Raw genomic sequence first — 23085 nt, 5'->3', positions numbered from 1 at the left:
GGAAGGAGACCCGATGACCGCACCGTCGGAACCCGCACGCAACGAGGACGGCATCGCCACCACCGTCGCGATCCTGCGTCAAAGGCTGGGGGAACGGCTGCAGTCGGGTCGATCGATCCGCGAACAGCATGGCCACACCACGACCTGGCTGCCCAACCAGATGCCGGACGCCGTCGCCTTCCCCGACAGCGCCGACGAGGTGGCCGATATCGTGCGCGCCTGCGCCGACCACCGCGTGCCGGTGATCGCCTTCGGCACGGGCACCTCGCTCGAGGGTCAGGTGAACGCCCCCTCGGGCGGCATCTCGATCGACCTGTCGCGGATGAACCGTGTCCTAGACGTGCACGCGGCCGATCTCGACTGCACGGTGCAGCCCGGCGTCACGCGCAAGCAGCTGAACGATCACCTGCGCGACACGGGCCTGTTCTTCCCCATCGACCCCGGCGCCGACGCAAGCCTTGGCGGCATGGCGGCCACCCGCGCGTCGGGCACAAACGCGGTGCGCTATGGCACCATGAAGGACAACGTGCTGGCGCTCGAGGCGGTGATGGCCGACGGAACCCGGATCCGGACCGGCACGCGGGCGCGCAAATCCTCGGCCGGCTACGACCTGACGCGGCTTTTCGTGGGCTCGGAAGGCACGTTGGGGATCATCACCGAACTCACGCTGAAGCTGCAGGGCATCCCCGAGGCGATGTCCTCGGCCCGATGCTCGTTTCCCTCGGTCGGCGCCGCCTGCGATGCGGTGATCGCGGCGATCCAGAGCAGCCTTCCCATGGCCCGGATCGAGCTTCTGGATGCCCTCCAGGTCCGCGCGGTCAACGCCTATTCGAAGCTGGCCCTGCCCGAGACGCCGCTGCTGCTGCTGGAATTCCACGGGACCGAGGCCTCGGTCGCCGAACAGGCCGCCCTCTTCGGCGAGATCGCGGCCGAGGCCGGCGGAACCGGCTTCGAATGGACCACCCGCCCCGAGGACCGCACCCGCCTCTGGCAGGCGCGTCACGACGCCTACTGGGCCGCGCTTCAGCTGCGCCCGGGCGCGCGCGGCATCTCGACCGACGTCTGCGTCCCGATCTCGCGGCTGGCCGACTGCGTCACCGCGGCGCGCGCGCGCATTGACGCGCTTGGGCTGATCGCCCCGATGGTCGGGCATGTCGGCGACGGCAACTTCCATGTCCTGCCATTGATCGACATGGACAACCCGGCCGAGATCGCCAAGGCCGAAGACTTCGTGGGCTGGCTCAACGAACTTGCCCTCTCCATGGGCGGCACCTGCACCGGCGAGCATGGCATTGGCCAGGGCAAGCGCCCCTACCTGCGCGCCGAGCTTGGCCCTGCCGTCGGCGTGATGGCCCGGATCAAGGCGGCGCTCGATCCCGACGGAATCCTGAACCCCGGCAAGATCTTCACCTGAGCCTCGCGCCACAGGGACGCGCAAACGGACATGACCAACCCTCGGGACATTCGCGACACGGGCGATACCACCCTTGTTGGCGTCATCGAACATGTGGCCACGCTGGCGCACAACCCCACGGTCAGCGTGCGCGAGATCGTCGAGGGTTTCGGCGCGACCTCGTTCGTTCCCGCCCTGCTCGTGCCGGCGCTGATCGTTGTGTCGCCGCTTTCCGGCATTCCGCTCTTGTCGACGGTCTGCGGGACGATCATCGCCATTATCGCGATCCAGATGATCGTTCCCTTCCGCTCGCACCTGTGGTTGCCGGAATTCCTGATGCGCCGGCGGATCACCAGCGCCCGCCTTGTCGCCGGGCTGCGGCGGCTCGAGGGCCCCGCGGCCTGGATCGACGCGCGCGCCGACCGGCGCCTGCAATTCCTTGTCGTGCCACCTCTGGCGCTTTTGCCGCAGATCGCCTGCGTGCTTTGCGGCGCGCTCATGCCGTTCCTCGAGCTTGTGCCGTTCTCGTCCTCGATCCTCGCCACCGCGGTGGTCTTCTTCTGCCTGTCCCTCCTGGCCCGCGACGGCCTTTTCGCCCTTGCCGGGCTTCTGATCGCGGGTCTCGGCGCCGCGATCCCGATCACGGTCGTGCTGGCCGCGACCGGCAATTGACCGACGATCGGACGGTGACAAGCAGGGGCGGGGACGTCTAACCTTTCGGCAGAAACGAAGGGGGCCGCGCGCCAGATGCTGCGAGAGACACTGAACAGCTACCGCGAGGCCCTGCGGCTCTGGCCGCCCTTCCTTGCCGTTCACCTTTTCATCCGGCTGGTCACCACGGCGACGCTGGTGCCGGTGATCGGGCTTCTGCTGGCGGTTTCGCTGTCCTTCTCGGATCAGAGCGCGCTGACCGACCAGGATATCGCGCGCTTTCTTCTGACCCCGGCCGGGGCAATCGGGGCGCTTGCGGTGATCTCGCTTCTGATCGTCGCGGCGGTGCTCGACGTCGCGGTGATGACGGCGATCCTGCGCCAGGGCGCGCGCCATCCGCTGCGGTCGCTGCAGGCGGCGGCGACCTTCGTTCCCGGCGCCCTGCCCCGCCTCGCGCGCTTCGCGCTGGCGCTGCTTCTGCGCGTGCTGCTTCTTGCCCTGCCATTCCTGATCGTGGCCGCGCTGATCGCGGCGGCGCTGTTGCGCGACTATGACATCAACTACTACCTCACCAATCGCCCGCCCGCCTTTCTTGCCGCGGTCGGGCTGATCGGCCTTGTGGTGATCGCCCTTGTCCTGCTGCTTGCCGAGCGCCTCACCGGCTGGGCGGTGGCGCTCCACCTGACCGTCTTCGACGCCCTGCCCACGCGCCGCGCCTTCCAGGAAAGCCGGCGGCGCATGGACGGGCACAGGCTCGAGCTGCTGGGGCATCTGGCGTGGTGGCTGGCGCTGCGCATGGCGGCAGCGGCGGTCGTCGGCTTCTTCGCCGGCATCGTTGCGGCCGAACTGCCGGACCTTCTGGGCGACCGGCTGCGCTTCGTGGCCGGATCGCTGATCCTGGTGGGCCTTGTCTGGTCGGCGGCCAACGCCTTTCTGAACGCCGTGGCGAACGGCGCGCTTGCCGATCTGCTGAACGACGAATTCACCCGCGCCCTCGAAGGCCGGACGCCGCGCGCCGCCGCGGCGCAGGTGCCCGCCGGCCCCGTGCCGCTTCTGTCGCGGGCGAACCTCACCCTTGCCGCGGTCGGGTTGCTTTCGCTGACCAGCATCGGCGCGGGCGGCCTTTTGCTGGAAACCGTCGACGGCCAGGAAGAGGTCGCGGTCATCGGTCATCGCGGCGCGGCGGGCCTGCGCCCCGAGAACACCATGTCCGCCGTCCTGAAGGCGATCGAGGACGGTGCCGACTGGGTCGAGATCGACGTGCAGGAAACCGCGGACGGACAGATCATCGTCGCCCATGACAGCGATTTCATGAAATCGGCCGGCGTGCCCACCAAGGTCTGGGACGCCACCATGGCCGATGTAGCCGCGATCGACATCGGCAGCTGGTTCGATCCGGCCTACGGAGATGAGCGCGCGCCGCTGCTGAGCGACGTCCTTGCGGCTGCCAAGGGACGCGCGGGGGTGATCATCGAACTGAAATACTACGGCCACGACGTCGATCTAGAGAACCGGGTGATCGCGCTGGTGGAAGCGGCCGGCATGGCCGGCGACATCGCCACAATGTCGCTGAAGTATCCGGCGGTTCAGAAGATGCGGACCCTGCGCCCCGACTGGCGGGCCGGCGTTCTGGCGGCAACCGCGGTGGGCGACCTTGCCGGGCTCGACGGCGATTTCCTGGCCGTCAACGCGGCGCAGGTCTCGACCCAGCTGGTGGCGCGCGCGGACGCGGCGGGCAAGGACGTCTATGCCTGGACGGTCAACGACCCGATGGGCATGATGCGGATGATCTCGCTTGGCGTGGACGGGTTGATCACCGACGATCCCGGACTCGCGCGCGCGGTCATCGACTATCGCGCGACCCTGCCCACCGCGGCGCGGCTTCTGATCGCGCTGGGGGACCGCGTGGGTGTGGCCTTCGACCTCGATCCGCCCGAAGAGTTGCGGCCGTGAGCCCACGGGCCGGGATTGCCGCGCTGATCCTGGCGCTGGTGGCCGCGGGCGCCGCCCATGCCCAGGACACCGATGGCGACGGCGCCCTGTCCGCCCTGCGCCGGACGCTGGAATTGCCCGGCCACCGCGCCCTCATGTCCGAAATCGCCACGCCCGGCGCGACGCTTGCGCCCTTCGTCACCGATGGGTGCAGCGGCGGGCTGTCCACGACCTGGGCGGTGGTCGCCGACATCTTTCCGGGCTTCGCCGAAGCGCATGAAGGCCGCCCCCCTTGGGAAGATTGCTGCGTGGCCCACGACCGGCTCTACCACGACGCCGCCAAGGCGACCGCGACGACCGGGGCCGACGAAAGCTTTGACGCGCGGCTTGCCGCGGACGAGGCCCTGCGCGCCTGCGTGGTCGCGGGCGGCGAGGCGCGCGTCGAGGCGCTTGCCGCCCGCTACGAGGTCGCGCCAGAGCAGGTCCGCCTTGCCTACCGCGCCATCGGCGAGGCGATGTTCAACGCCGTCCGGTTCGGCGGCGCGCCCTGTTCAGGGCTGCCCTGGCGCTGGGGCTTCGGCTATCCCGGCTGTTTTCCGGCCCTTCCCTGAGGCATCCCGGCCTGCCCCCTAGGGCAGATAGACCGCCTCGAGGCGCGCGATCACCGCGCCGTCGTCGTCCAGAAGGGCCAGCGTCGGGCCCAGGATGCGAAGGCTCGTCACGCGCCCGAAGACCTCGACAAGGCGGCGCTCCCATTCGTCCAGAGGCGGCGGGCAGGCCATCCGCGTCATCGCGCCGGGCAGAAGGCGCAGGCCCGTCTCGCCGGTCCGCTCGTACCCGCCGTTGATCCGGTTGCAGCCCACGGTGGCACCGTAGGCATCGGGACGGAACACGACATGCGGCTCGCGCGTGCCCGGAACGCCGTCGAGCGTCGTGCCGTCAAGCCAGTGGATGCGCCAATAGGTGTTGTCGAAGCTTGCGTCGGCCCGCGCCCGTTCGCAGGACAGCCCGGGCCAGAGCGCGTCGAAGCGATCCACCGTCACGGTCTGGACCGGACCGCCCTCCATCCCCTCGCGGATGGTCACTTGCCCGTCGATCGTGGCGACGACCGGGGCCATGGGCTCGGCCCGCGCGTCCATGTAGGCGCGTTCAAGCGCAAGGTAGTCGCCCTCCATCGCCACCGGAAACCGGCGCCCCGAGCGGCAGTCGACGAAGCTGGCGGCGTCCGCGAAATGGGTGAACGCGCCGATCATCGGCAAGGCAATGTCGATCGGGTCGAGACGTCCCAGGCTGGTCAGCTCGTACGGCAGGTCCGACACGATGGGCTGCCCGTCCTGGTCCAGAAGCCGCAGCGCGCCGGCGTCGGTGATCGCGAACTCGAGGCGCGCGTCGCCGCCCGTCCACAACACGAGCGCATTGCGCGCCGGATCAAGCGACCAGTGCCCGACGTGGTCGCGCACCAGGGGTGCCGCGCCGCCGATCCATACGCGGCGCAAGTGAAAGCCCTGGTCGGGCCAGAGGTCGAGGTGATGGCGGATCGCCTCGCAATCGGCGCAGGGAAGATCGCCGGTAAAACTTGCCGGCAGGTCAAGGCCGTGAAGCGGCGCGGCTGCTGCTGCCTCGGACGAGGCGACGCGCACCATGACGATTTCGGCCGCGTCCGGCGCGCCGCGCGTCAGGACCGGAACATGGGTATCTGTGGTGAACAGAAGCCGCCCTTCGTGCGTCAGGCTGGCGCGGACCGCGTAGGTGAAGCGTTCGTCGATCGCGGCCGGATCGACGTCGATCGTCACCGCGTAGGGCGGGTTGCCCGCATCCTCGATGCGGACCGCGCCGATCAGGATCGAGGGCGCGTCCGCGCGCGAGACATCCTCGAGCCGGGCCTCGAACACGGTGCCGGGGGGCATCGCGATGCGTTCGCGATAGGTCGCGGTGACGCTTACGCCGTCCATCGCAAAGCCCGTTCCGGCCACAAGCGCCGCAATGGCCGCAAGACCGAACCGCCTGAAAAGCATGGTGCCATTCCTTCCCCGTCCATCGGCGTCATCCTAGCGGATATGGGCAGGGGCCGTCGACCGCCCCAGTCACGCAGCCGCGGGACAGGCCTGCCTGCCCCGGCGTTGCCAGACGCCCGGAAAAGGCGCAGGCTCGGCGCGGCGAAACGAACGAAAGGTCCCGTCATGGGCAAGTCGCTTCTCTGGGTCGTCATCGGCCTCGTGTCCATCGCGGGGGGCATCCTCGCGCTGGCCAACCCCTTCGTCGCCAGCATGGCGGCGACCACGATCGCGGCCTGGGTGTTCATCTTCGTGGGCATCGTGGAAATCGTCGCCGCCTTCGGCGCCGAAGGGGCACTGGCCAAGATCGGCAACGTGCTTCTGGGCGCGCTGGCCGTCTTTCTTGGCGTCTCGATCCTTCAGCACCCGCTCGCGGGCATGCTGGCGCTGACGACGCTGGTGGGCATCCTCTTTCTGGCCGCGGGCGTCTTCAAGATCATCATCGCCTTCTCGCTTGAAGAGCGGCGGTTCTTCTGGCTGATCCTGCTGTCGGGCGTGGTTTCGGTGGTGCTGGCAGTGATGGTCTTCGCCAACTTCCCGCAATCGGCCGCCGTGATCCTTGGGCTTCTGCTGGGGATCGACCTGATCTCGAACGGCGTGTCGCTGATCGCCATGGGCTTTGCGCTGAACGCGGCGCGCAAGATGGCCTGAGCCCGCCACCGGGCGCGGCGTGGGGCCCTCAGCGCCGCGCCAGCCGCTCCATATGCGCGATCCAGCGGCTGCAGCCGTCGGCCACGCGGAAGCCCTCGACCGCGGTCTGGCGCGCCGCGCCGCCCAAACTGGCGAACTTTGCGGGGTTGGCCAGCACTTCGGCTGCGCGCGCGGCGATGGCCCTTGCGTCGAAGAAATCCACCAGAAGGCCGTTGCGCCCGTCCTCGATCACCTCGCGCACCGGGGCGGTGTCCGACCCCAGCACCACGCAGCCGGCCGACATCGCCTCGATCGCCGACCACGACAGGACGAAGGGATAGGTCAGGTAGACGTGGACCCGCGACAGCTGCAGGACGGCCACATATTGCGCGTAGGGCAGCTTGCCCAGGAAGTGCACCCGGTCGGGAAGCCCGCCCAGTTCGGCCAACATGTGCTGGCGCCAGGTCCCGCCCTCGGGCGCCGAGCGGCCATAGCTCACCTCGTCGCCCCCCACGATCAGGACCTGCGCCTCGGGCCGGGCCTCAAGCAGGTGTGGCAAGGCGCGCATGAAGGAATGAAAGCCGCGATAGGGCTCAAGGTTGCGCGCGACATAGGTGACGACCTCGTCTGCCCGCGTCAGTCGCGTGCCGTTCGACAGCGTGATCGAGACATCCGGCGCAGGCCGCACAAGGTCGGTGTCGACGCCTTCGTGGATCACGTCGATCCGGTCGAGATAGGCCGAGGGGAACTGCGACTTCTGCCACTGCGTCGGCGCCACGCCCAGATCGGCGGCCTCGAGCGCGGCAAGATGCGGCGCCGCCCGGACGCGCGCCCTGCAGACCGCGTCAAAGCTGTCCGAGAACTCGGGGTCGAACCCCACGTCCGAGCCGCGCCCGCGATAGTAGAACTCGCAATAGGAAATCAGCGGCGCGTCCGGGAAGACGTCCTTCAGGAAAAGTGTCTCGCCCCAGCCCGGGTGGCCGACCATGACATCGGGGACAAAGCCCTTGCCCTTCAGCGCCAGCGCGGCCCGCGCCACGCCCTGCGCATTGATGACCGCCGCCTCGGTGCTACCGAGATAAGCGTGGATGCCCTTGGCGACCTTGCGATGGGGCGTGTATTCGACCTTGGTCACCCCGGGCATCGAGGGCTTGCCGGTCTGCGTCACGAAGACGGTCTGCGCCCCGGGCCGCGCGACAAGGCTGCGCAGGACGTGGCGGAACTGCGCCGGGAAGTTCTGGTGCACGAAGAGCGATCGCATGGCCCTTCGATCCCAGATCGCGGGCCGCGTTGCAATCCACCCCGTCAAACCGGATCACTCAAACTTTCTCTTGGAACGTCCGACCGGACGGGCCAAGGTGCCGCGAAACGCACCCTCACCGAGGCCATCGAATGCCTGCCGTTCCGCGCCTGCCACTCGCGGCCCTTGTTGCCGCCGCCCTGTTCGTTCCGGTGTCCGTCGCCGCGCAGGAAGGGGCGCCCCGCCCCGCCGTCGTGGTCGCCCCCGCAACGATGCTCGATTTCGAGCAAAGCGCGTCGTTCTCGGGCAGGCTGGTCGCCTCGGAACGGGTCGACCTGCGCGCTCGCGTCTCGGGCTTCATCGAAGAGATCCCCTTCCGCGAGGGCGCGCGTGCCGCCGCCGGCGATGTGCTTTTCGTCATCGAGGATGCCGGCTACCGCGCCGCCGTGGCCGAGATCGACGCGCGGATCATGGCCGCCGAGGCCGAGCGCAAGCTTGCCTCGCTTGAACGCGAGCGCACCAAGACCCTTGTCGACCGGGGAACGCTCTCGCAAGCCGATCTCGACCGCGCCGACGCCAGCCTTGCCCGCGCCGAGGGCGCGCTTTCCCAGCTTCAGGCCGCACGTACGCAGGCCGACCTCAATCTGTCCTACACCCGGATCACCGCACCCTTCGATGGCATCCTGGGGCTGACCGCCTATGACGTGGGGGCCCTGGTCGGACCGGACTCCGGCCCCCTGGTGACGCTGACCAAGCTTGATCCCATCTTCGTGGAGTTCCCCGTCTCGACCGGGATCCTGCTGGACTACAACGACAGGGTCGCCGCCGGCGAGGTCAGCGGCGTGGGCAGCGTGACGATCCAGTTGTCGAACGGCGCGTTTCACCCGGAACCCGGGACGCTCGACTTCATCGACGCACGCGTGGCGCAGGGCACCGATACCGTTCTGGTGCGCGCCGAATTCGCCAATCCAGACGGGCGTCTTCTGGACGGGGCACTAGTTCAGGTCGTGTTGGCCGCGACCGGGGGCGACCTGCGCGTCGCCGTGCCGGCGCAGGCGATCCAGCGCGACCTTGCCGGCCCCTTCGTCATGGTCGTCGACGGCACGGGCACCGTAAGCCAGCGGCGCGTCGAGACCGGGCCCAGCGCGCGCGGGGTCGTCGCCATCGCCTCGGGCCTCGAGGAAGGCGAACTGGTCGTGACCGAGGGCCTCAACAAGGTGCGGCCCGGCGTGACCGTCGACGCCGCCCCCGCGACCGACGGGTAAGCGCATGATCTCGGGCCTTTTCATCGACCGGCCGCGTCTGGCGGCCGTCATCTCGATCGTGATGGTGCTGGCCGGCGTCATTTCGCTTGCCCGCCTGCCGGTCGAGCAGTTCCCCGACATCGTGCCGCCGGTCGTGAACGTGACCGCAAGCTTTCCCGGCGCCAGCGCCGAGACGGTCGAGACCACCGTCGCCCAGGCGATCGAGGCGCAGGTCAACGGCGTCGACGACATGATCTACATGAAGTCGAACTCGTCGGCCGACGGGACCTATTCGCTGGCCGTGACCTTCGCGGTGGGCACCGACCCCGACATCGCCACCGTGAACGTGCAGAACCGCGTGTCGCTGGCCGAGGCGCGCCTGCCTGAAGAGGTCAAGCGCACCGGGGTCAGCGTGCGCAAGTCCTCGACCAGCATGCTTCTGGTGCTGAACCTCTATTCGCCCGACGAAAGCCTCGATTCCCTGTTTCTGTCGAACTACGCAACGATCAACCTGCTGGACGCGGTCAAGCGCGTTCCGGGCGTGGGCGACGCGCGCATCTTCGGGGCGCGCGACTATGCCATGCGGGTGATGCTGGACGTCAACCGGCTGACGCAACTGGGCCTGACACCGAACGACGTGGTGACGGCGCTGCGCGCGCAGAACGTGCAGGCCGCGATCGGCCGGATCGGCGCGCAGCCGATGACCGACGATCCGCTGTTCCAGGTCAACCTGCAGACCCAGGGCCGTCTGACCGACGTCGCCGAATTCGAGAACGTGGTGATCCGCGCCAATCCCGACGGGTCCTTCCTGCGCATCCGCGACGTGGCCCGCGTCGAGTTGGGCGCCGACGACTACGACAGCTTTGCCCGTTTCAACGGGCAAGACACCGCGATGATCGCGGTCTACCAGGCGCCCGGCGCCAACGCCCTGACCGCCCGCGAAGGCGTGGTGGAAACGGTCGAGCGTCTGGCCGAAAGCTTTCCCCAGGGGCTCGATTACGCCGTCACCTTCGATACGACCGAATTCATCGAGGACAGCGTGCACGAGGTGCAGAAGACCCTGCTCGAGGCCTTCGTCCTTGTGGTGATCGTGGTCTTCCTCTTCCTTGGCAGCCTGCGCGCCACCATCATCCCGCTGATCGCGGTGCCCGTGTCGCTTGTGGCCACCTTCGCGGTCATGGCCGCCATGGGCTTCACCATCAACACCGTCTCGCTTCTGGCGCTGGTCCTGGCCATCGGCATCGTCGTCGACGACGCGATCATCGTGGTCGAGAACGTCGAACGGATCATGGAGGAAAATCCCGGCATCTCCCCCGCCGACGCCGCCCGGCAGGCGATGCGGGAAATCACCGGCGCCGTGATCGCCACGGCCCTCGTCCTGCTGTCGGTCTTCGTGCCGGTGGCCTTCATCCCCGGCATTTCGGGCCAGCTGTTCCAGCAGTTCGCCGTGGCGGTGTCGGTGTCGATGGTGATCTCGGCGATCAACGCTCTGACGCTGTCGCCGGCGCTTTGCGCGATCCTTCTCAAGCCGCATCACGGGCCGCGCCGTGGGATCATGGGACGCATCTCGAACGGGATCGACCGGACGCGGGACGGCTATGTCCGCGTTGCGGGCGCGATCGCGCGGCGGGCGGTTCTGGGCGGTGCCCTGCTGGTCGCCGCGATCGGCAGCGCGGGCTACCTCTTTTCGGTCGTGCCCACGGGCTTTCTTCCGTCCGAGGACCAGGGCGCCTTCTTCGCCGAGGTGCGCCTGCCCGAGGGTGCCTCGGTCAACCGCACGGCCGAGGCGCTGGCCACCGTCGAAGACATCGTCGCCGGGATGCCCGGCGTCGAAAGCGTGGTGTCGGTGGGCGGCTTCAGCTTTCTCGACGGGGCGGCGAAATCGTCAAGCGCGTTCCTGATCGGCAAGATGGCCCCCTTCGCCGAGCGCACGGACCCCGCGACCAGCGTCTTCAACGCTATCCGCGCGACCAATGCCGAGGCCGCGGCCCTGCGCGAGGCGCAGGTCTTCGCCTTCAACCTGCCGCCGATCATGGGCCTTGGCACCGGGTCGGGTTTCGAGTTCATGCTGCTCGACACCCAGGGGCGTCCGGCCGCCGACATCGCCTCGGTCGCCGGCGGCCTGACCGTCGCGGCCGCACAGGACCCAAGGCTTGGCCCGACCTACACCACGTTCTCGGCCTCGACGCCGCAGCTTTTCCTCGACATCGACCGCGACCGCCTGCAGACGCTGGGCGTGTCGGTCAGCGAGCTGTTCTCGGCCCTGCAGGGCACGCTGGGGTCTGTCTACGTCAACGATTTCACGCTGTTCGGCCGGTCCTGGCAGGTGACGCTACAGGCGCAGGAACCCGACCGCGCGTCGATCGAGGCGCTCAACCGCATCCATGTGCGCAACGCGGCGGGCGAGATGGTGCCGATCCGCTCGGTCATGCGGGCCGAGTACATAGTCGGTCCGCAGACACTGGTGCGTTACAACAACTATCGCGCGATCACCATGATGGGCGGGCCCGCGCCGGACGTCGCCTCGGGCGAGGCGATCCGTGCCATGGAAGAGATCTCGGCCGTCACCCTGCCGCCGGGCTATACCTACCAGTGGACCGGCACCGCCCTGCAAGAGATCGAGGCCTCGGGTCAGACCGTGGCGATCCTCGCGCTGGCGCTGCTGTTCGCCTATCTCTTCCTTGTCGGGCTTTACGAAAGCTGGACCATCCCGATCCCGGTGCTCCTGTCGGTCAGCGTGGGGGTCGCTGGGGCGATGCTGGCGCTGCTGATTGCCGGACTGCCCTTCGACATCTACGGCCAGATCGGGCTTGTGGTGCTGATCGCGCTGGCGGCCAAGAACGCGATCCTGATCGTCGAGTTCGCCAAGGCCCGGCGCGAACAGGGCATGGACATCACCGAAGCTGCGATCGAAGGCGCGCGATCCCGGTTCCGGGCGATCATGATGACAAGCTTCGCCTTCATCGCAGGCCTCATTCCGCTGGTGACCGCGACCGGGGCCTCGATGCTGAGCCGCCGGGGCATCGGAACCGGCGTCTTCGGGGGCATGCTGGCGGCCGCGCTTGTCGGCGTGTTCCTGATCCCCGCGCTTTATGTCCTGTTCCAGACCGGACGCGAATGGGTCAAGGGCCGGACCGCAGGCGCCGGGGGGACGCAGACAGGCAAGTGACGGAAGGTTGCCCGCCGCCCGGCGTGGACTAGCTTTATTGCCCATGCGCCCGCTTCTTGCCGCCCTCGCGCTTTGCCTCTTCGCCGGTCCGGCGCTGGCCGAAGATGTCGAGCTTGAACTCGTGCTGCTGGCCGATTCCTCGGGCTCGATCGACATGGCCGAGATCCTGTTCCAGCGGCAGGGCTATGCGCAGGCGATCACCGACCCCCGCGTGCTTGAGACGATCGCCGCTACCGCCTATGGCCGCATCGCGGTCACCTATGTCGAATGGGCGGCGGCGGGGGCCGAGTCGGTCGTCGTCCCCTGGACGGTCGTGGACGGTCCGGACACCGCCACCGCCTTCGCCGAGGCGCTGATGGTCCCGCCGCGCCGTGCCTTCGGCCGCAATGCGATCGGGTCGGCCCTTCTGACCGGCAAGCGCCTGATCGAGGAGAACGACATCGAGGGCTGGCGCAAGGTCATCGACTTCTCGGGCGACAGCGCGAACAACTGGAACGGACCCTCGATCGAGGACGCGCGCGCCGAGGTTCTGGCGGCGGGCATCGTGATCAACGGGCTGGCCCTTTACTGCCGCACCTGCAACGGCCCATCCGACGACGACCTGATGCGGCGTTATGAAAGCCTGATCATCGGCGGCCCGGGCGCCTTCGTCGTCGCGGCCGAAGACCGCGACAGCTTCGGCGAAGCGGTGATCCGCAAGCTGATCCTCGAAATCTCGGGAACCTTGCCCGAAAGCGACGTCGCCGACGCGCGCTAGGCGGCTATTTCTGCACCGTCTGGAGCCAGGCCGCGATGTCGACCACGGCCTGCGTCGTGAAGACGGGCGTGCCGTCGAAGGCGTCGATCAGGCCGCTTTCGGTGCCCAGGATCATTCCAAAGACCGGCATCGGACCGCCGTGGGCCAGCACCTCGTCGCGCCCGTCGATGCGCCGCACCACGCGTTCCAGCGGGAAGGTTCCGCCCTCGGCCCGCGCCAGTTGCGTCAGGTCGGGCGGCTGCACCGACAGGATCGCCGTCATCGGGCCGTCGCCCTCGGCGGCGACGCCGTGACAGGTCGCGCAGTGATCGAGAAACAGCACCGCGCCGCTTTCGGCATCCTGCGCGGGCGCCGTCGTCCCAAGCGCCACGGCCAGAGCGGTGCCAAGGACCAGAACGGGAAGGTGGGTCATGTCGCGTCTCCCTGTGATCATGGGCACACTGCCCCAGTCCCGAACCGACGGCCTTGATCTGTATCAGCCGGTCAGACCAGCGCTCCGCCCTGAAGGTGCAATGTGCGGTCCATGCGCGCGGCAAGTTCGGGGTTGTGGGTGGCGATCAGCGCCGCCATCCCGGTTTCGCGCACCAGCGCCATCAGCACGCCGAACACCCGTTCCGAGGTTGCGGGATCAAGATTTCCGGTGGGCTCGTCCGCCAGAAGGACGCGCGGCGCATTGGCCAGCGCCCGGCAGAAGGCCACGCGCTGCTGTTCGCCCCCCGACAGGGCCGCCGGCCGATGATCGGCGCGCGCCTCGAGCCCGACACGCGCCAGAAGCTCGTCCGCGCGCGCCCGCGCGCTGGCGCCCGAGGCCCCGTTGGCGAGTTGCGGCAGCACCACGTTCTCGGCTGCGGTGAACTCGGGCAGAAGGTGGTGGAACTGATAGACGAAACCCACCTCGCGGCGCCGGGCCTCGGTCCGGCGCCGGTCCGAGGCCGCGGTATAGTCCGTTCCGCCGATCGTCACCGTCCCGGCATCGGCCGTGTCGAGAAGTCCCGCGATGTGCAGTAGCGTCGACTTGCCCGCGCCCGAGGGCGCCACAAGGGCCACGATCTCGCCCCGATGAAGCGTCAGGTCCGCGCCCTTCAGCACGGTGACCTCGGCCGGGGTGCCGCGAAGATAGGCCTTGGCGATCCCGCGAAGCTGAAGTGCCACGTCACTCATAGCGCAGCGCCTCGACCGGGTTCATGCGCGCCGCCCGACGCGCCGGAAACAGCGTGACGACGAACGAGAGGCCCAGCGACAGCCCCACCGCCGACAGCACATCTCCCAGTTCAAGCCGCGCCGGAAGGCGATAGATGCCCCGCACGCTGGCGTCCCAGACCCCGCCGCCCGACGCGCCGTTCACGAAGGCCAGGATCGGGTCGAAGTAATAGGCGAACAGACAGCCCAGGATCACGCCCAGCGTCGTGCCGATCAGCCCCACAAGCGCCCCGCAGATGAAGAAGACGCGCATCACCGAGCCTTCGGTCAGCCCCATCGTGCGCAGGATGCCGATGTCGCGCCCCTTGTTCTTCACCAGCATCACGAGGCCCGAGATGATGTTCATCGAGGCGATCAGGACAAGCACGCTCATCAGCACGAACATCACCGTGTCCTCGACCTCGAGCGCGCGCAGATAGGCTCCGGCGCTGTCCTTCCAGGTCCACAGAAGCGTGCGCTCGCCGCCGGCCTCGATCAGGGCGGGGCCAAGTTCCTCGACGCGCTCGGGCTCGGCGACCATGATCTCAAGCTCGTCGGCCACGCCTTCGCGGTTGAAATAGACCTGCGCCTCGGCGAAGGGCATGTAAAGCCGCGTCCGGTCGATGTCGAAGCGGCCCGAGGTGAAGATGAAGACCACCGAATAGTCCGACACGCGCGGGCTCGTGCCGAAGGCGGTGCGAACCCCGTCGGGCGAGATCAGCCGCACCGTGTCGCCCACGCCCACGCCCAGCGCCCGCGCCACGCCCGAGCCGATGGCCACGCCACGCTCGAAGTCCGCGAGGCTGCCCTGCACATCCGTGGCAGCGGCGATGCGCGGGATCGTGGCCAGATCCCCGGCAGCGATGCCGAAGACCTCAACGCCGGTGTTCTGCCGCCCGGCCGTGGCCATGACCTGGCCCTTCACCAGCGGCGCGACGCGGGTGACGCCCGGCACCTCGGCCACCCGTGCGGCAATCGCGGCATAGTCCTCGAGCACGCGGGTGCTTTGCCCGGTTTCGGTCACGAAGGTCGCCGAATAAAGCGTGACATGGGCGTTGGCGCCCAGGATCGTGTCGACGAATTCGGCCCGGAAACCCGCGCGCACGGCAAGCGTGATGATCAGTGCGGCAACCGCCAGCATGATCCCGATCAGACTGATCCAGGTCATCACGCTGACCCCGCCGTCGGCGCGCTTGGCGCGCAGATAGCGCCAGGCGATCAGCCATTCGTGGCGGGCGAAGGGCGGGGTGGATTGCACGATCCGGGACCTTCCTGCTTGGGCCTTCCAGCCGTCTGGACGCAAGCCCTAGCGGCTTTTCGACCCATCCACAACGTGCCCGGCACGCGTGCCGGGCGGAAAGCGGCGACGGGCGGCCATCACGATCGCGCGACCCTGTCCGCCGCCGCAGCGGCCCCGATCAGAGGGACGACCTGCCATAGATCTCGGCCACCTTCGCCACGGCAGCCTCGGGGCTCATCTCTTCGCTTTCGCCGGTCCGGCGGCTGGTCAGTTCGACCACCCCGTTGGCAAGGCCGCGCGGCCCGACCGTGATCCGCCAGGGCAGGCCGATCAGATCCATCGTGGCGAACTTGGCACCAGCGCGTTCGGCAGTGTCGTCGTAAAGCGGCTCGAGACCGCGCGCGGCGAGCGCGGCATAAAGCCCGTCGCAGGCCACGTCCGCCGCCCCGTCGCCCTGCTTGAGGTTGACGATGCCGACATGGAACGGCGTCACGCCTTCGGGCCAAATGATGCCGCGCTCGTCGTGGCTGGCCTCGATGATCGCGCCCAGAAGCCGGCTGACCCCGATCCCGTGCGAGCCCATGTGCACCGGCACGCGGTTGCCGTCGGCATCGGTGACCATCGCCCCCATGGGTTCGGAATACTTTGTGCCGAAATAGAAGATCTGGCCCACCTCGATCCCGCGCGCGGACCGCCGCCGTGCCTCGGGGATCGCGGCGAAGGCGGCTTCGTCATGGGTCTCGTCGGTGCGGGCGTAAAGCGCGGTGAATTCTTCGAGGATCGCCTGGCACTGGGCCTTGTCGTCATAGTCGATCTCGCGTTCGCCCAGACGGATGTCGGTCACGGCGCTGTCGTAGAAGACCTCGGATTCGCCGGTCTCGGCCAGCACCAGGAATTCGTGCGTGTTGTCGCCGCCGATCGGCCCCGAGGCGGCGCGCATCGGGATCGCCTGAAGGCCCATCCGTTCGTAGGTGCGCAAGTAGCTGACAAGGTGACGGTTGTAGGCGTGCAGCGCGTCTTCCTTCGTCAGATCGAAGTTGTAGCCGTCCTTCATCAGGAACTCGCGGCCGCGCATCACGCCGAACCGCGGGCGGATCTCGTCGCGGAACTTCCACTGGATGTGGTAGAGCGTCAGTGGCAGGTCGCGGTAGCTGGTGACGTTCGACCGGAAGATGTCGGTGATCAACTCTTCGTTCGTTGGCCCGTAGAGCATGTCCCGGTCGTGGCGGTCCTTGATGCGCAGCATCTCTTCGCCATAGTCGTCGTAGCGCCCGCTTTCGCGCCACAGGTCCGCCGACTGAAGTGTCGGCATCAGCATCGGGATGTGTCCCGCGCGGATCTGTTCCTCGTGAACGATCTGCTCGACCCGGCGCAGCACCTTGTAGCCCAGCGGCAGCCAGGAATAGATGCCGGCGCTGGCCTGCTTGATCATGCCCGCCCGCAGCATGTAGCGGTGGCTCACGATCTGGGCCTCGGCGGGTGTTTCCTTCAGAACCGGCAGAAAATAGCGGGAAAGGCGCATGGGTCGTCCATTCATCAGGCGTTGCCCGCTTCGTCTAGGGGATCGGTCCCCGACCGGCAAGCCCCGCCGCTTGCGCCGCGCCGCCCGATGCGTCAAGACAGTCAGGACCGAAGTCGAAGGATGCGCCGCGTGGCCCTGCCCGTCCAGTTGCAGATCAGGTACTGGATCGTCGCCGCCGTGGCGTTGGTGGCGATCCTGTGGCTGCTGGGCGACGTGATCCTGCCCTTCGTTCTGGGCGGCGCGATCGCCTATCTGCTTGATCCCATCGCCGACTGGCTGGAACGTCACGGCTTTTCACGGATCTGGTCCACCATCACGATCACCTTCTTCGCGGTGATCGTCTTTCTGGTCCTTGCGCTTCTGGTGATCCCGACCCTGGTCGAACAGGCGATCGGACTTTTCGACGCGATGCCGAAGCTGCTGGGGCAACTGGAAACCTTCCTGACCACCCGCTTCCCGGCCCTTCTCGACCCCGACTCGCAGATGCGTCAAAGCCTTGTGGCGCTGGGCGAAATGATCCAGTCGCGCAGCGGCGAAATCGTCGACACGCTTCTGAATTCGGCGATGAGCCTGATCAACGTCCTGGTGCTGATCGTCCTTGTGCCGGTGGTGACGTTCTACCTGCTGCTCGACTGGGACAAGCTGGTGGCGAAAGTCGATGACCTTCTACCGCGCGATCACGCCCCCACGGTGCGCCATCTTGCCGCCGAGATCGACCGGACCTTGGCCGCGTTCATCCGGGGACAGGGCGCGGTCTGCCTGATCCTCGGGATCTACTATGCCGCCGCCCTGATGCTGGTGGGGCTGAATTTCGGCGCGGTCATCGGCGCACTGGCCGGACTTGTCACCTTCATCCCCTATGTCGGCGCGCTTCTGGGGGGCATTCTGGCGATCGGGCTGGCGCTGTTTCAGTTCTGGGGCGACTGGGTCTGGATCGCGGCTGTCGCGGGCATCTTCTTTTTCGGCCAGTTCGTCGAGGGCAACATCCTGTCGCCGAACCTCGTGGGCCAGTCGGTTGGCCTGCATCCGGTCTGGCTGATCTTCGCGCTGTCGGCCTTCGGCACGCTTTTCGGCTTTGTCGGCATGCTGGTGGCGGTTCCGGTCTCGGCGGCGCTGGGGGTTCTGGCCCGCTTCGCGCTCGAGCGTTACCGCGACGGACGGCTATACCAGGGCACAGATGCCGGATCGGGCACCGGAACAGACGGCGCGTCCGGCGGCGGCGACCAGGACTAGCCATGGCCGAGCAACTGGCGTTTTCCCTGCCCGCGAAAGCGGCGCTTGGCCGCAGCGATTTCCTGGTGGCGCCGCCCAACGCGGATGCCGTGCGCGGCATCGAGGGCTGGCAGGCCTGGCCCGGGCGCAAGCTGGTCCTCACCGGTCCTGCAGGATCGGGCAAGACCCACCTAGCGCATGTCTGGGCGGCCGAGTCCGGGGCCACGATTCTGGCGACGGATGCGCTTGCCGGCGTGCTTGGACGGCCACTCGCGCCCGAGGCCCGCATCGCGATCGAGGATGCCGACCGGATCGACGACCCCGAGACCGAGCTTCGGCTTCTGGGGCTTCACAACCTGCTGCAGGAAAGCGGCGGCTGGCTGCTTCTGACGGCGCGCAGGGCGCCAGCGCAGTGGCGCCTGTCGCTGCCCGATCTTGCCAGCCGCCTTCAGGCCGCCGGCCTTGCCCGGCTGAACGAACCAGACGACACGCTCTTGTCGGGACTTCTTCTCAAGTTCTTCGACGACCGGCAGCTTGCCGTCGACCCCGCCGTGGTCGCCTACCTCGCGTCGCGGATCGAACGCTCGTTCGCCGCGGCGCAGGCGATCGTCGCGCGCATCGATCAGAAGGCGCTGGCGCAGAAACGGGCGATTACCCGGCCCTTCGTTGCGGAAATCCTTGGCGAAACTGGCAATCCGGGCGACTGACCACCATCTTTCTGCCACAGCCATGTTCAATGATCTTAGCACGATGACCAGTGATTTCCTGAATTCGCCCTTTCCGGCGCCCGCGGCACTCGAGGGGGCCGACCTTGGCGGCCCGAGCCGGTTCTTCAACCGCGAGCTGTCGTGGCTTGCGTTCAACTGGCGCGTTCTCGAAGAGGCGTCGAACCCCAAGGTTCCGCTGCTCGAACGGCTGCGCTTCCTGTCGATCTCGGCCACCAACCTTGACGAATTCTACACCGTCCGGGTCGCCGGCCTGCGCGAACTGGCCCGTGCCGGCAACACCACGCCCGCGATCGACGGGCGCACCCCGGCCGAACAGCTAGTGCTGATCAATGCCGATGCCCGGCGCCTGATCCAGGAACAGCTCAGGGTCTGGGAGGTGCTGAAGAAGGAGATGGAGGGCGAGGGCATCGCCCTTCTGACACGCGAGCGTCTGACCAAGGCCGACCGCACCTATCTTGACGATGTCTTCCGCGATCAGGTCTTCCCGATCCTGTCACCGCTGGCCATCGACCCCGCGCACCCCTTCCCGTTCATCCCGAACGAAGGCTTCTCGCTTGCGCTGCAGCTTCAGCGGCGCGACGACAAGCGGCTTCTGCTGGCGCTGCTGCCCATCCCGCACCAGATCGACCGCTTCGTGCCGCTGCCGTCCGAGGACGGCCGTCACCGGTTCCTGCCGCTTGAGGAGCTTCTGCTTCTTCACCTCGACCGGCTGTTCCCCGGCTACCAGATGAAGGCATTCTGCAGCTTCCGCATCCTGCGCGACAGCGACCTCGAGCTCGAGGAAGAAGCCGAAGACCTGGTTCGGGAATTCGAGGTCGCGCTGAAGCGCCGCCGCCGGGGCGAGGTCGTGCGGATGAAGATCTCGGCCGACGCGCCCGAAGCCCTCAAGTCGGTGGTGATGGAGGAACTCGAGGTCACCGAGGACGAGGTGATCCCGATCGACGGCCTGATCGGCATGGCCGACCTGGGCGAACTTGTGCTGGACAGCCGTCCCGATCTTCTGTGGCCCTCGTTCACGCCCCGCGTGCCCGAGCGCGTGCAGGACCACGACGGCGACATGTTCGCGGCGATCCGCCAGAAGGACATGCTGCTTCACCACCCCTACGAGACGTTCGACATGGTGGTGCGCTTCCTCCAGCAGGCCGCGCGCGACCCGAACGTTCTGGCGATCAAGCAGACGCTCTATCGCACCTCGAACCGCAGCCCCATCGTCGAGGCGCTGTGCGAGGCGGCCGAGGACGGCAAGTCGGTGACCGCACTGGTCGAACTCAAGGCGCGCTTCGACGAGGCCGCGAACATCCGGCAGTCGCGGCGGCTGGAACGCGCGGGCGCGCATGTCGTCTATGGCTTCATCAACCTCAAGACGCACGCCAAGATCTCGACCGTCGTGCGGCGCGAGGGCGGCAAGCTTGTCACCTACACGCATTACGGAACCGGGAACTACCACCCGATCACGGCGCGCATCTATACCGACCTCAGCTTCTTCACCTGCGACGCCTCGCTGGGGCGCGACGCGACAAAGGTCTTCAACTACCTGTCGGGCTACGCCCAGCCCGACGGGCTTGAAAACCTTGCGATCTCGCCGCTGAACCTCAAGTCCACGCTGCTCGACCGGATCGCGACCGAGGCCGACCACGCCCTTCAGGGCCGCAAGGCCGAAATCTGGGCCAAGATGAACGCGCTGATCGAACCCGACGTGATCGACGCGCTTTACCTTGCCAGCCAGGCCGGCGTGAAGATCAACCTAGTCGTGCGCGGCATCTGCGGCCTGCGCCCCGGCATCAAGGGCCTGAGCGAGAACATCCGCGTCAAGTCGATCGTCGGCCGCTTCCTGGAGCATTCGCGCATCGTCTGCTTCGGCGACGGGCACGGGCTGCCGTCGAAGAAGGCGCGGGTCTACATCTCGTCGGCCGACTGGATGGATCGCAACCTGTCGCGCCGGGTCGAGACCCTGGTCGAGATCCACAACAACACCGTCAAGGCCCAGATCATGAGCCAGATCATGGCGGCCAACCTTGCCGACGTGGCGCAAAGCTGGGTGCTGGCGCCCGATGGCAGCTACAGCCGCCCGGGCACGACGACCGACGGCACGCCGTTCAACTGCCATCGCTTCTTCATGGAAAACCCGTCGCTTTCCGGGCGCGGGTCGGCCGGGGCGGCGGATGTGCCACAACTGGCCCACGGCGACGATTGACCTGTCCGGCCGGGCGATGCAGTCTGCCGCCCGATACCCAAGCCGCCATCCGGGGGGAAACGAATGGACGGACGCGGAGAGGCCGCAGAAGACGACTGGGGCCCGTTCGGTCGCCCGCTCTTCCGGGACATGGCCGCAAGGTCACTGTCGCGCGTGGGCGTCGTCGATGTTGGATCGAACTCGGTCCGGCTTGTGGTGTTCGACGGCGCGGCGCGCAGCCCAGCCTATTTCTACAATGAAAAGATCATGTGCGCCCTGGGCCGCGGGCTGGCCGAGACCGGCCAGCTGAACCCCGAAGGCAAGGTGCGCGCGCTGGCCGCCCTGAGACGCTTCCAGACGCTGGCGGAAGGAATGGGAATCGCCCCGCTGACGGCGGTGGCCACCGCCGCCGTGCGCGAGGCCGCAGACGGCGAAGCCTTCCGCACCGAGGTCGAGGCGACCACGGGTCTTCGGCTGTACGTCATCGACGGCGAGGAAGAGGCGCGGCTTTCGGCGCAGGGCGTCCTTCTGGGCTGGCCCGGGGCCTATGGCCTTGTCTGCGACATCGGCGGGTCGTCCATGGAACTGGCCGAGCTTCACGACGGCCGCGTCGGCAAGCGGGTGACCTCGCGCCTTGGGCCGCTTTTGCTGCGCTCGCTTCCCGGCGGCAAGAAGGCGTTGCGCAAGGTGATCGCGCAGCGCGTGGCCGAACTGAAGGACAGGATGGGACCCCAGCCCGACCGCTTGTTCCTGGTCGGCGGATCCTGGCGCGCCATCGGCCGGATCGACATGGATCGGCGGAACTATCCGCTGTCGGTCCTGCACGAATACCGGATGAGCCGCGCCGACGTCACCAAGACCGTCTCCTACATCGCCGACAGCAACATCGACGAGCTGCGCCTGCGCCTTGGCCTGTCCAGCGAGCGGATCGAGCTTGTGCCGATCGCAAGCCTTGTCCTGAAGGAACTGGTCAAGGCGTTCAAGCCGCACGACATCGCGCTGTCGAGCTATGGCATCCGCGAAGGGATGCTCTACGAACAGATGCCGAAAGAGCTTCGCGACCGCGACCCGCTGATCGAGGCCTGCCGCTTCGCCGAAGCCAAGGACGCCCGGATTCCAGGCTTCGGCAAGCGCCTTTACCAGTTCATCCTGCCGCTTTTCCCGCGCGCAGACGACGAGCGCCGCCGCATCATCAAGGCCGCCTGCCTGCTGCACGACGTCAGCTGGCGCGCGCATCCCGACTATCGCCACGAGGTCTGCTTCGACAACGCGACACGGGCGAACCTGGGCGGGCTGACACACCAGGAACGCATCTTCATCGGCCTCGCCCTTCTGCACCGCTACAAGAACAGCCGCGCCGGATCACGCTTCGAGCCGCTGTTCGGCCTGCTGACCGAAACCGACCTGCGCGAGGCCGAGATCCTTGGCAAGGCGATGCGCTTCGGGGCGATGTTCTCGGCCAGTTCGACCAATCACCTGGGCGAGCTGTCCTGGATGCCCAAAAAGAAGGTGCTGGAACTGCGGCTGACCGCCAACTCGGCCCCGCTTTGGGGCGAGGTGGTGGAAGCCCGCTTCAATTCGCTCGCCCAGTCGCTGGGCGCCACGCAGGTGACGACGAAGGTCGCCTAAAGCTCGATCCCGTCGGCGCCGTCTGGCGTGGGGTCGGGCGCGGGCACCGCGCGTTCTTCCGGGGTCTTGCGCCGGATGATGATGTCGCCGTTGGGCAGGATCTCGGGTGCGTGATAGGCGTCGAGGTCGCGAAGCGCGCCCTGAAGCCCGCGCAGGGCGGGTTCCATCTCGGCCAGGAGGCCGCGCAACAGAAGGCGCGTGCCTTCGGAAAGAAGGTCCCTGCCCTCGTCGATGTCGCTGTCCTGCGCGGCGGCGGGAACGGCGGCCAGCCAGAGGGCCGTCATCATGACAAGCTGTCTCATCCCGCCAATATAGGCGATCGGGCCGGCGTC

General features: G+C 67.8%; 19 protein-coding genes. 12 read left to right on the top strand and 7 right to left on the bottom strand.

The genetic code is table 11. From position 1 onward, the window contains the following. Window positions 1–13 precede the first annotated feature (13 nt). From ACRDNQ_RS12845 to ACRDNQ_RS12830, 4 genes are all read left to right on the top strand, one after another. Complete coding sequence (locus ACRDNQ_RS12845) at window positions 14–1414, top strand: FAD-binding oxidoreductase (RefSeq protein WP_431829048.1); 1401 nt, start codon at window positions 14–16, stop codon at window positions 1412–1414. A gap of 30 nt (window positions 1415–1444) precedes the next feature. Continuing rightward, complete coding sequence (locus ACRDNQ_RS12840; protein WP_431829047.1) at window positions 1445–2065, top strand: exopolysaccharide biosynthesis protein; 621 nt, start codon at window positions 1445–1447, stop codon at window positions 2063–2065. Window positions 2066–2140: 75 nt separating this feature from the next. After that, the gene (locus ACRDNQ_RS12835; protein ID WP_431829046.1) at window positions 2141–3997 is read left to right on the top strand and encodes a glycerophosphodiester phosphodiesterase family protein; all 1857 of its coding nucleotides are present in this window, start codon (window positions 2141–2143) and stop codon (window positions 3995–3997) included. Continuing rightward, window positions 3994–4587 (top strand): hypothetical protein, encoded by a 594-nt coding sequence (locus tag ACRDNQ_RS12830; protein WP_431829045.1) that lies wholly within the window; start codon window positions 3994–3996, stop codon window positions 4585–4587. Before ACRDNQ_RS12835 ends, ACRDNQ_RS12830 begins: the two co-directional genes overlap by 4 nt. A gap of 18 nt (window positions 4588–4605) precedes the next feature. On the opposite strand, the gene ACRDNQ_RS12825 is transcribed toward ACRDNQ_RS12830, so the two are convergent. After that, on the bottom strand, window positions 4606–5991 hold the full coding sequence (locus tag ACRDNQ_RS12825) for a YbaY family lipoprotein (RefSeq protein WP_431829044.1): 1386 nt from the start codon (window positions 5989–5991) through the stop codon (window positions 4606–4608). 165 nt (window positions 5992–6156) lie between these two features. Here ACRDNQ_RS12825 and ACRDNQ_RS12820 point away from each other — a divergent pair, with 165 nt between their 5' ends. Next, complete coding sequence (locus ACRDNQ_RS12820) at window positions 6157–6681, top strand: HdeD family acid-resistance protein (RefSeq protein ID WP_431829043.1); 525 nt, start codon at window positions 6157–6159, stop codon at window positions 6679–6681. A 28-nt stretch (window positions 6682–6709) separates the two neighbouring features. Here the strand turns inward: ACRDNQ_RS12820 and ACRDNQ_RS12815 are convergent, their stop codons facing one another. Further along, on the bottom strand, window positions 6710–7921 hold the full coding sequence (locus ACRDNQ_RS12815) for a glycosyltransferase family 4 protein (protein ID WP_431829042.1): 1212 nt from the start codon (window positions 7919–7921) through the stop codon (window positions 6710–6712). Between the two features lie 131 nt (window positions 7922–8052). Between ACRDNQ_RS12815 and ACRDNQ_RS12810 the strand changes: the two genes are divergently transcribed. Genes ACRDNQ_RS12810 through ACRDNQ_RS12800 form a run of 3 tightly spaced genes read left to right on the top strand, consistent with a single transcriptional unit; the run spans window position 8053 to window position 13070 of the window. Further along, window positions 8053–9165, top strand: coding sequence for an efflux RND transporter periplasmic adaptor subunit (locus ACRDNQ_RS12810; RefSeq protein WP_431829041.1), 1113 nt, complete (start codon window positions 8053–8055; stop codon window positions 9163–9165). Window positions 9166–9169: 4 nt separating this feature from the next. Further along, entirely contained in the window at window positions 9170–12313 is a 3144-nt protein-coding gene (locus ACRDNQ_RS12805; RefSeq protein WP_431829040.1) for an efflux RND transporter permease subunit, read from the top strand. Window positions 12314–12356: 43 nt separating this feature from the next. Continuing rightward, on the top strand, window positions 12357–13070 hold the full coding sequence (locus tag ACRDNQ_RS12800) for a DUF1194 domain-containing protein (RefSeq protein WP_431829039.1): 714 nt from the start codon (window positions 12357–12359) through the stop codon (window positions 13068–13070). A 4-nt stretch (window positions 13071–13074) separates the two neighbouring features. On the opposite strand, the gene ACRDNQ_RS12795 is transcribed toward ACRDNQ_RS12800, so the two are convergent. The 4 genes from ACRDNQ_RS12795 to proS all read right to left on the bottom strand — a co-directional run bounded on the left by ACRDNQ_RS12795 (window position 13075) and on the right by proS (window position 17011). Then, window positions 13075–13482, bottom strand: coding sequence for a c-type cytochrome (locus ACRDNQ_RS12795; RefSeq protein ID WP_431829038.1), 408 nt, complete (start codon window positions 13480–13482; stop codon window positions 13075–13077). Window positions 13483–13553: 71 nt separating this feature from the next. After that, the gene (locus ACRDNQ_RS12790) at window positions 13554–14231 is read right to left on the bottom strand and encodes an ABC transporter ATP-binding protein (RefSeq protein WP_431829037.1); all 678 of its coding nucleotides are present in this window, start codon (window positions 14229–14231) and stop codon (window positions 13554–13556) included. Then, window positions 14224–15510, bottom strand: a complete 1287-nt coding sequence (locus ACRDNQ_RS12785) for a lipoprotein-releasing ABC transporter permease subunit (protein WP_431829123.1) — start codon at window positions 15508–15510, stop codon at window positions 14224–14226. Before ACRDNQ_RS12785 ends, ACRDNQ_RS12790 begins: the two co-directional genes overlap by 8 nt. Window positions 15511–15667: 157 nt before the next feature. Beyond that, window positions 15668–17011 (bottom strand): proline--tRNA ligase, encoded by a 1344-nt coding sequence (gene proS / locus ACRDNQ_RS12780; RefSeq protein WP_431829036.1) that lies wholly within the window; start codon window positions 17009–17011, stop codon window positions 15668–15670. A gap of 129 nt (window positions 17012–17140) precedes the next feature. On the opposite strand from proS, the gene ACRDNQ_RS12775 reads away from it, so the two are divergent. The 4 genes from ACRDNQ_RS12775 (at window position 17141) to ACRDNQ_RS12760 (ending at window position 22753) form a co-directional block, all read left to right on the top strand. Continuing rightward, entirely contained in the window at window positions 17141–18244 is a 1104-nt protein-coding gene (locus tag ACRDNQ_RS12775; protein WP_431829035.1) for an AI-2E family transporter, read from the top strand. A gap of 2 nt (window positions 18245–18246) precedes the next feature. Beyond that, complete coding sequence (locus tag ACRDNQ_RS12770; RefSeq protein ID WP_431829034.1) at window positions 18247–18930, top strand: HdaA/DnaA family protein; 684 nt, start codon at window positions 18247–18249, stop codon at window positions 18928–18930. 43 nt (window positions 18931–18973) lie between these two features. Beyond that, on the top strand, window positions 18974–21145 hold the full coding sequence (locus ACRDNQ_RS12765) for an RNA degradosome polyphosphate kinase (RefSeq protein WP_431829033.1): 2172 nt from the start codon (window positions 18974–18976) through the stop codon (window positions 21143–21145). A 63-nt stretch (window positions 21146–21208) separates the two neighbouring features. Beyond that, on the top strand, window positions 21209–22753 hold the full coding sequence (locus ACRDNQ_RS12760) for a Ppx/GppA family phosphatase (RefSeq protein ID WP_431829032.1): 1545 nt from the start codon (window positions 21209–21211) through the stop codon (window positions 22751–22753). Here ACRDNQ_RS12760 and ACRDNQ_RS12755 read toward each other — a convergent pair. Then, a complete protein-coding gene (locus ACRDNQ_RS12755; protein ID WP_431829031.1) occupies window positions 22750–23055 on the bottom strand; it encodes an AAA+ family ATPase in 306 nt (101 codons plus the stop codon). The two genes, ACRDNQ_RS12760 and ACRDNQ_RS12755, sit on opposite strands and share 4 nt — an antisense overlap. Window positions 23056–23085: the final 30 nt, after the last annotated feature.

The organism is Saliniferula longa (assembly GCF_050789285.1).
In the GTDB taxonomy this organism is placed as follows: Bacteria; Pseudomonadota; Alphaproteobacteria; order Rhodobacterales; family Rhodobacteraceae; genus CAVPWP01.
The sequence above is the reverse complement of the archived record's forward strand: the minus strand, read 5'-3'. Positions and strand labels throughout refer to the sequence as shown.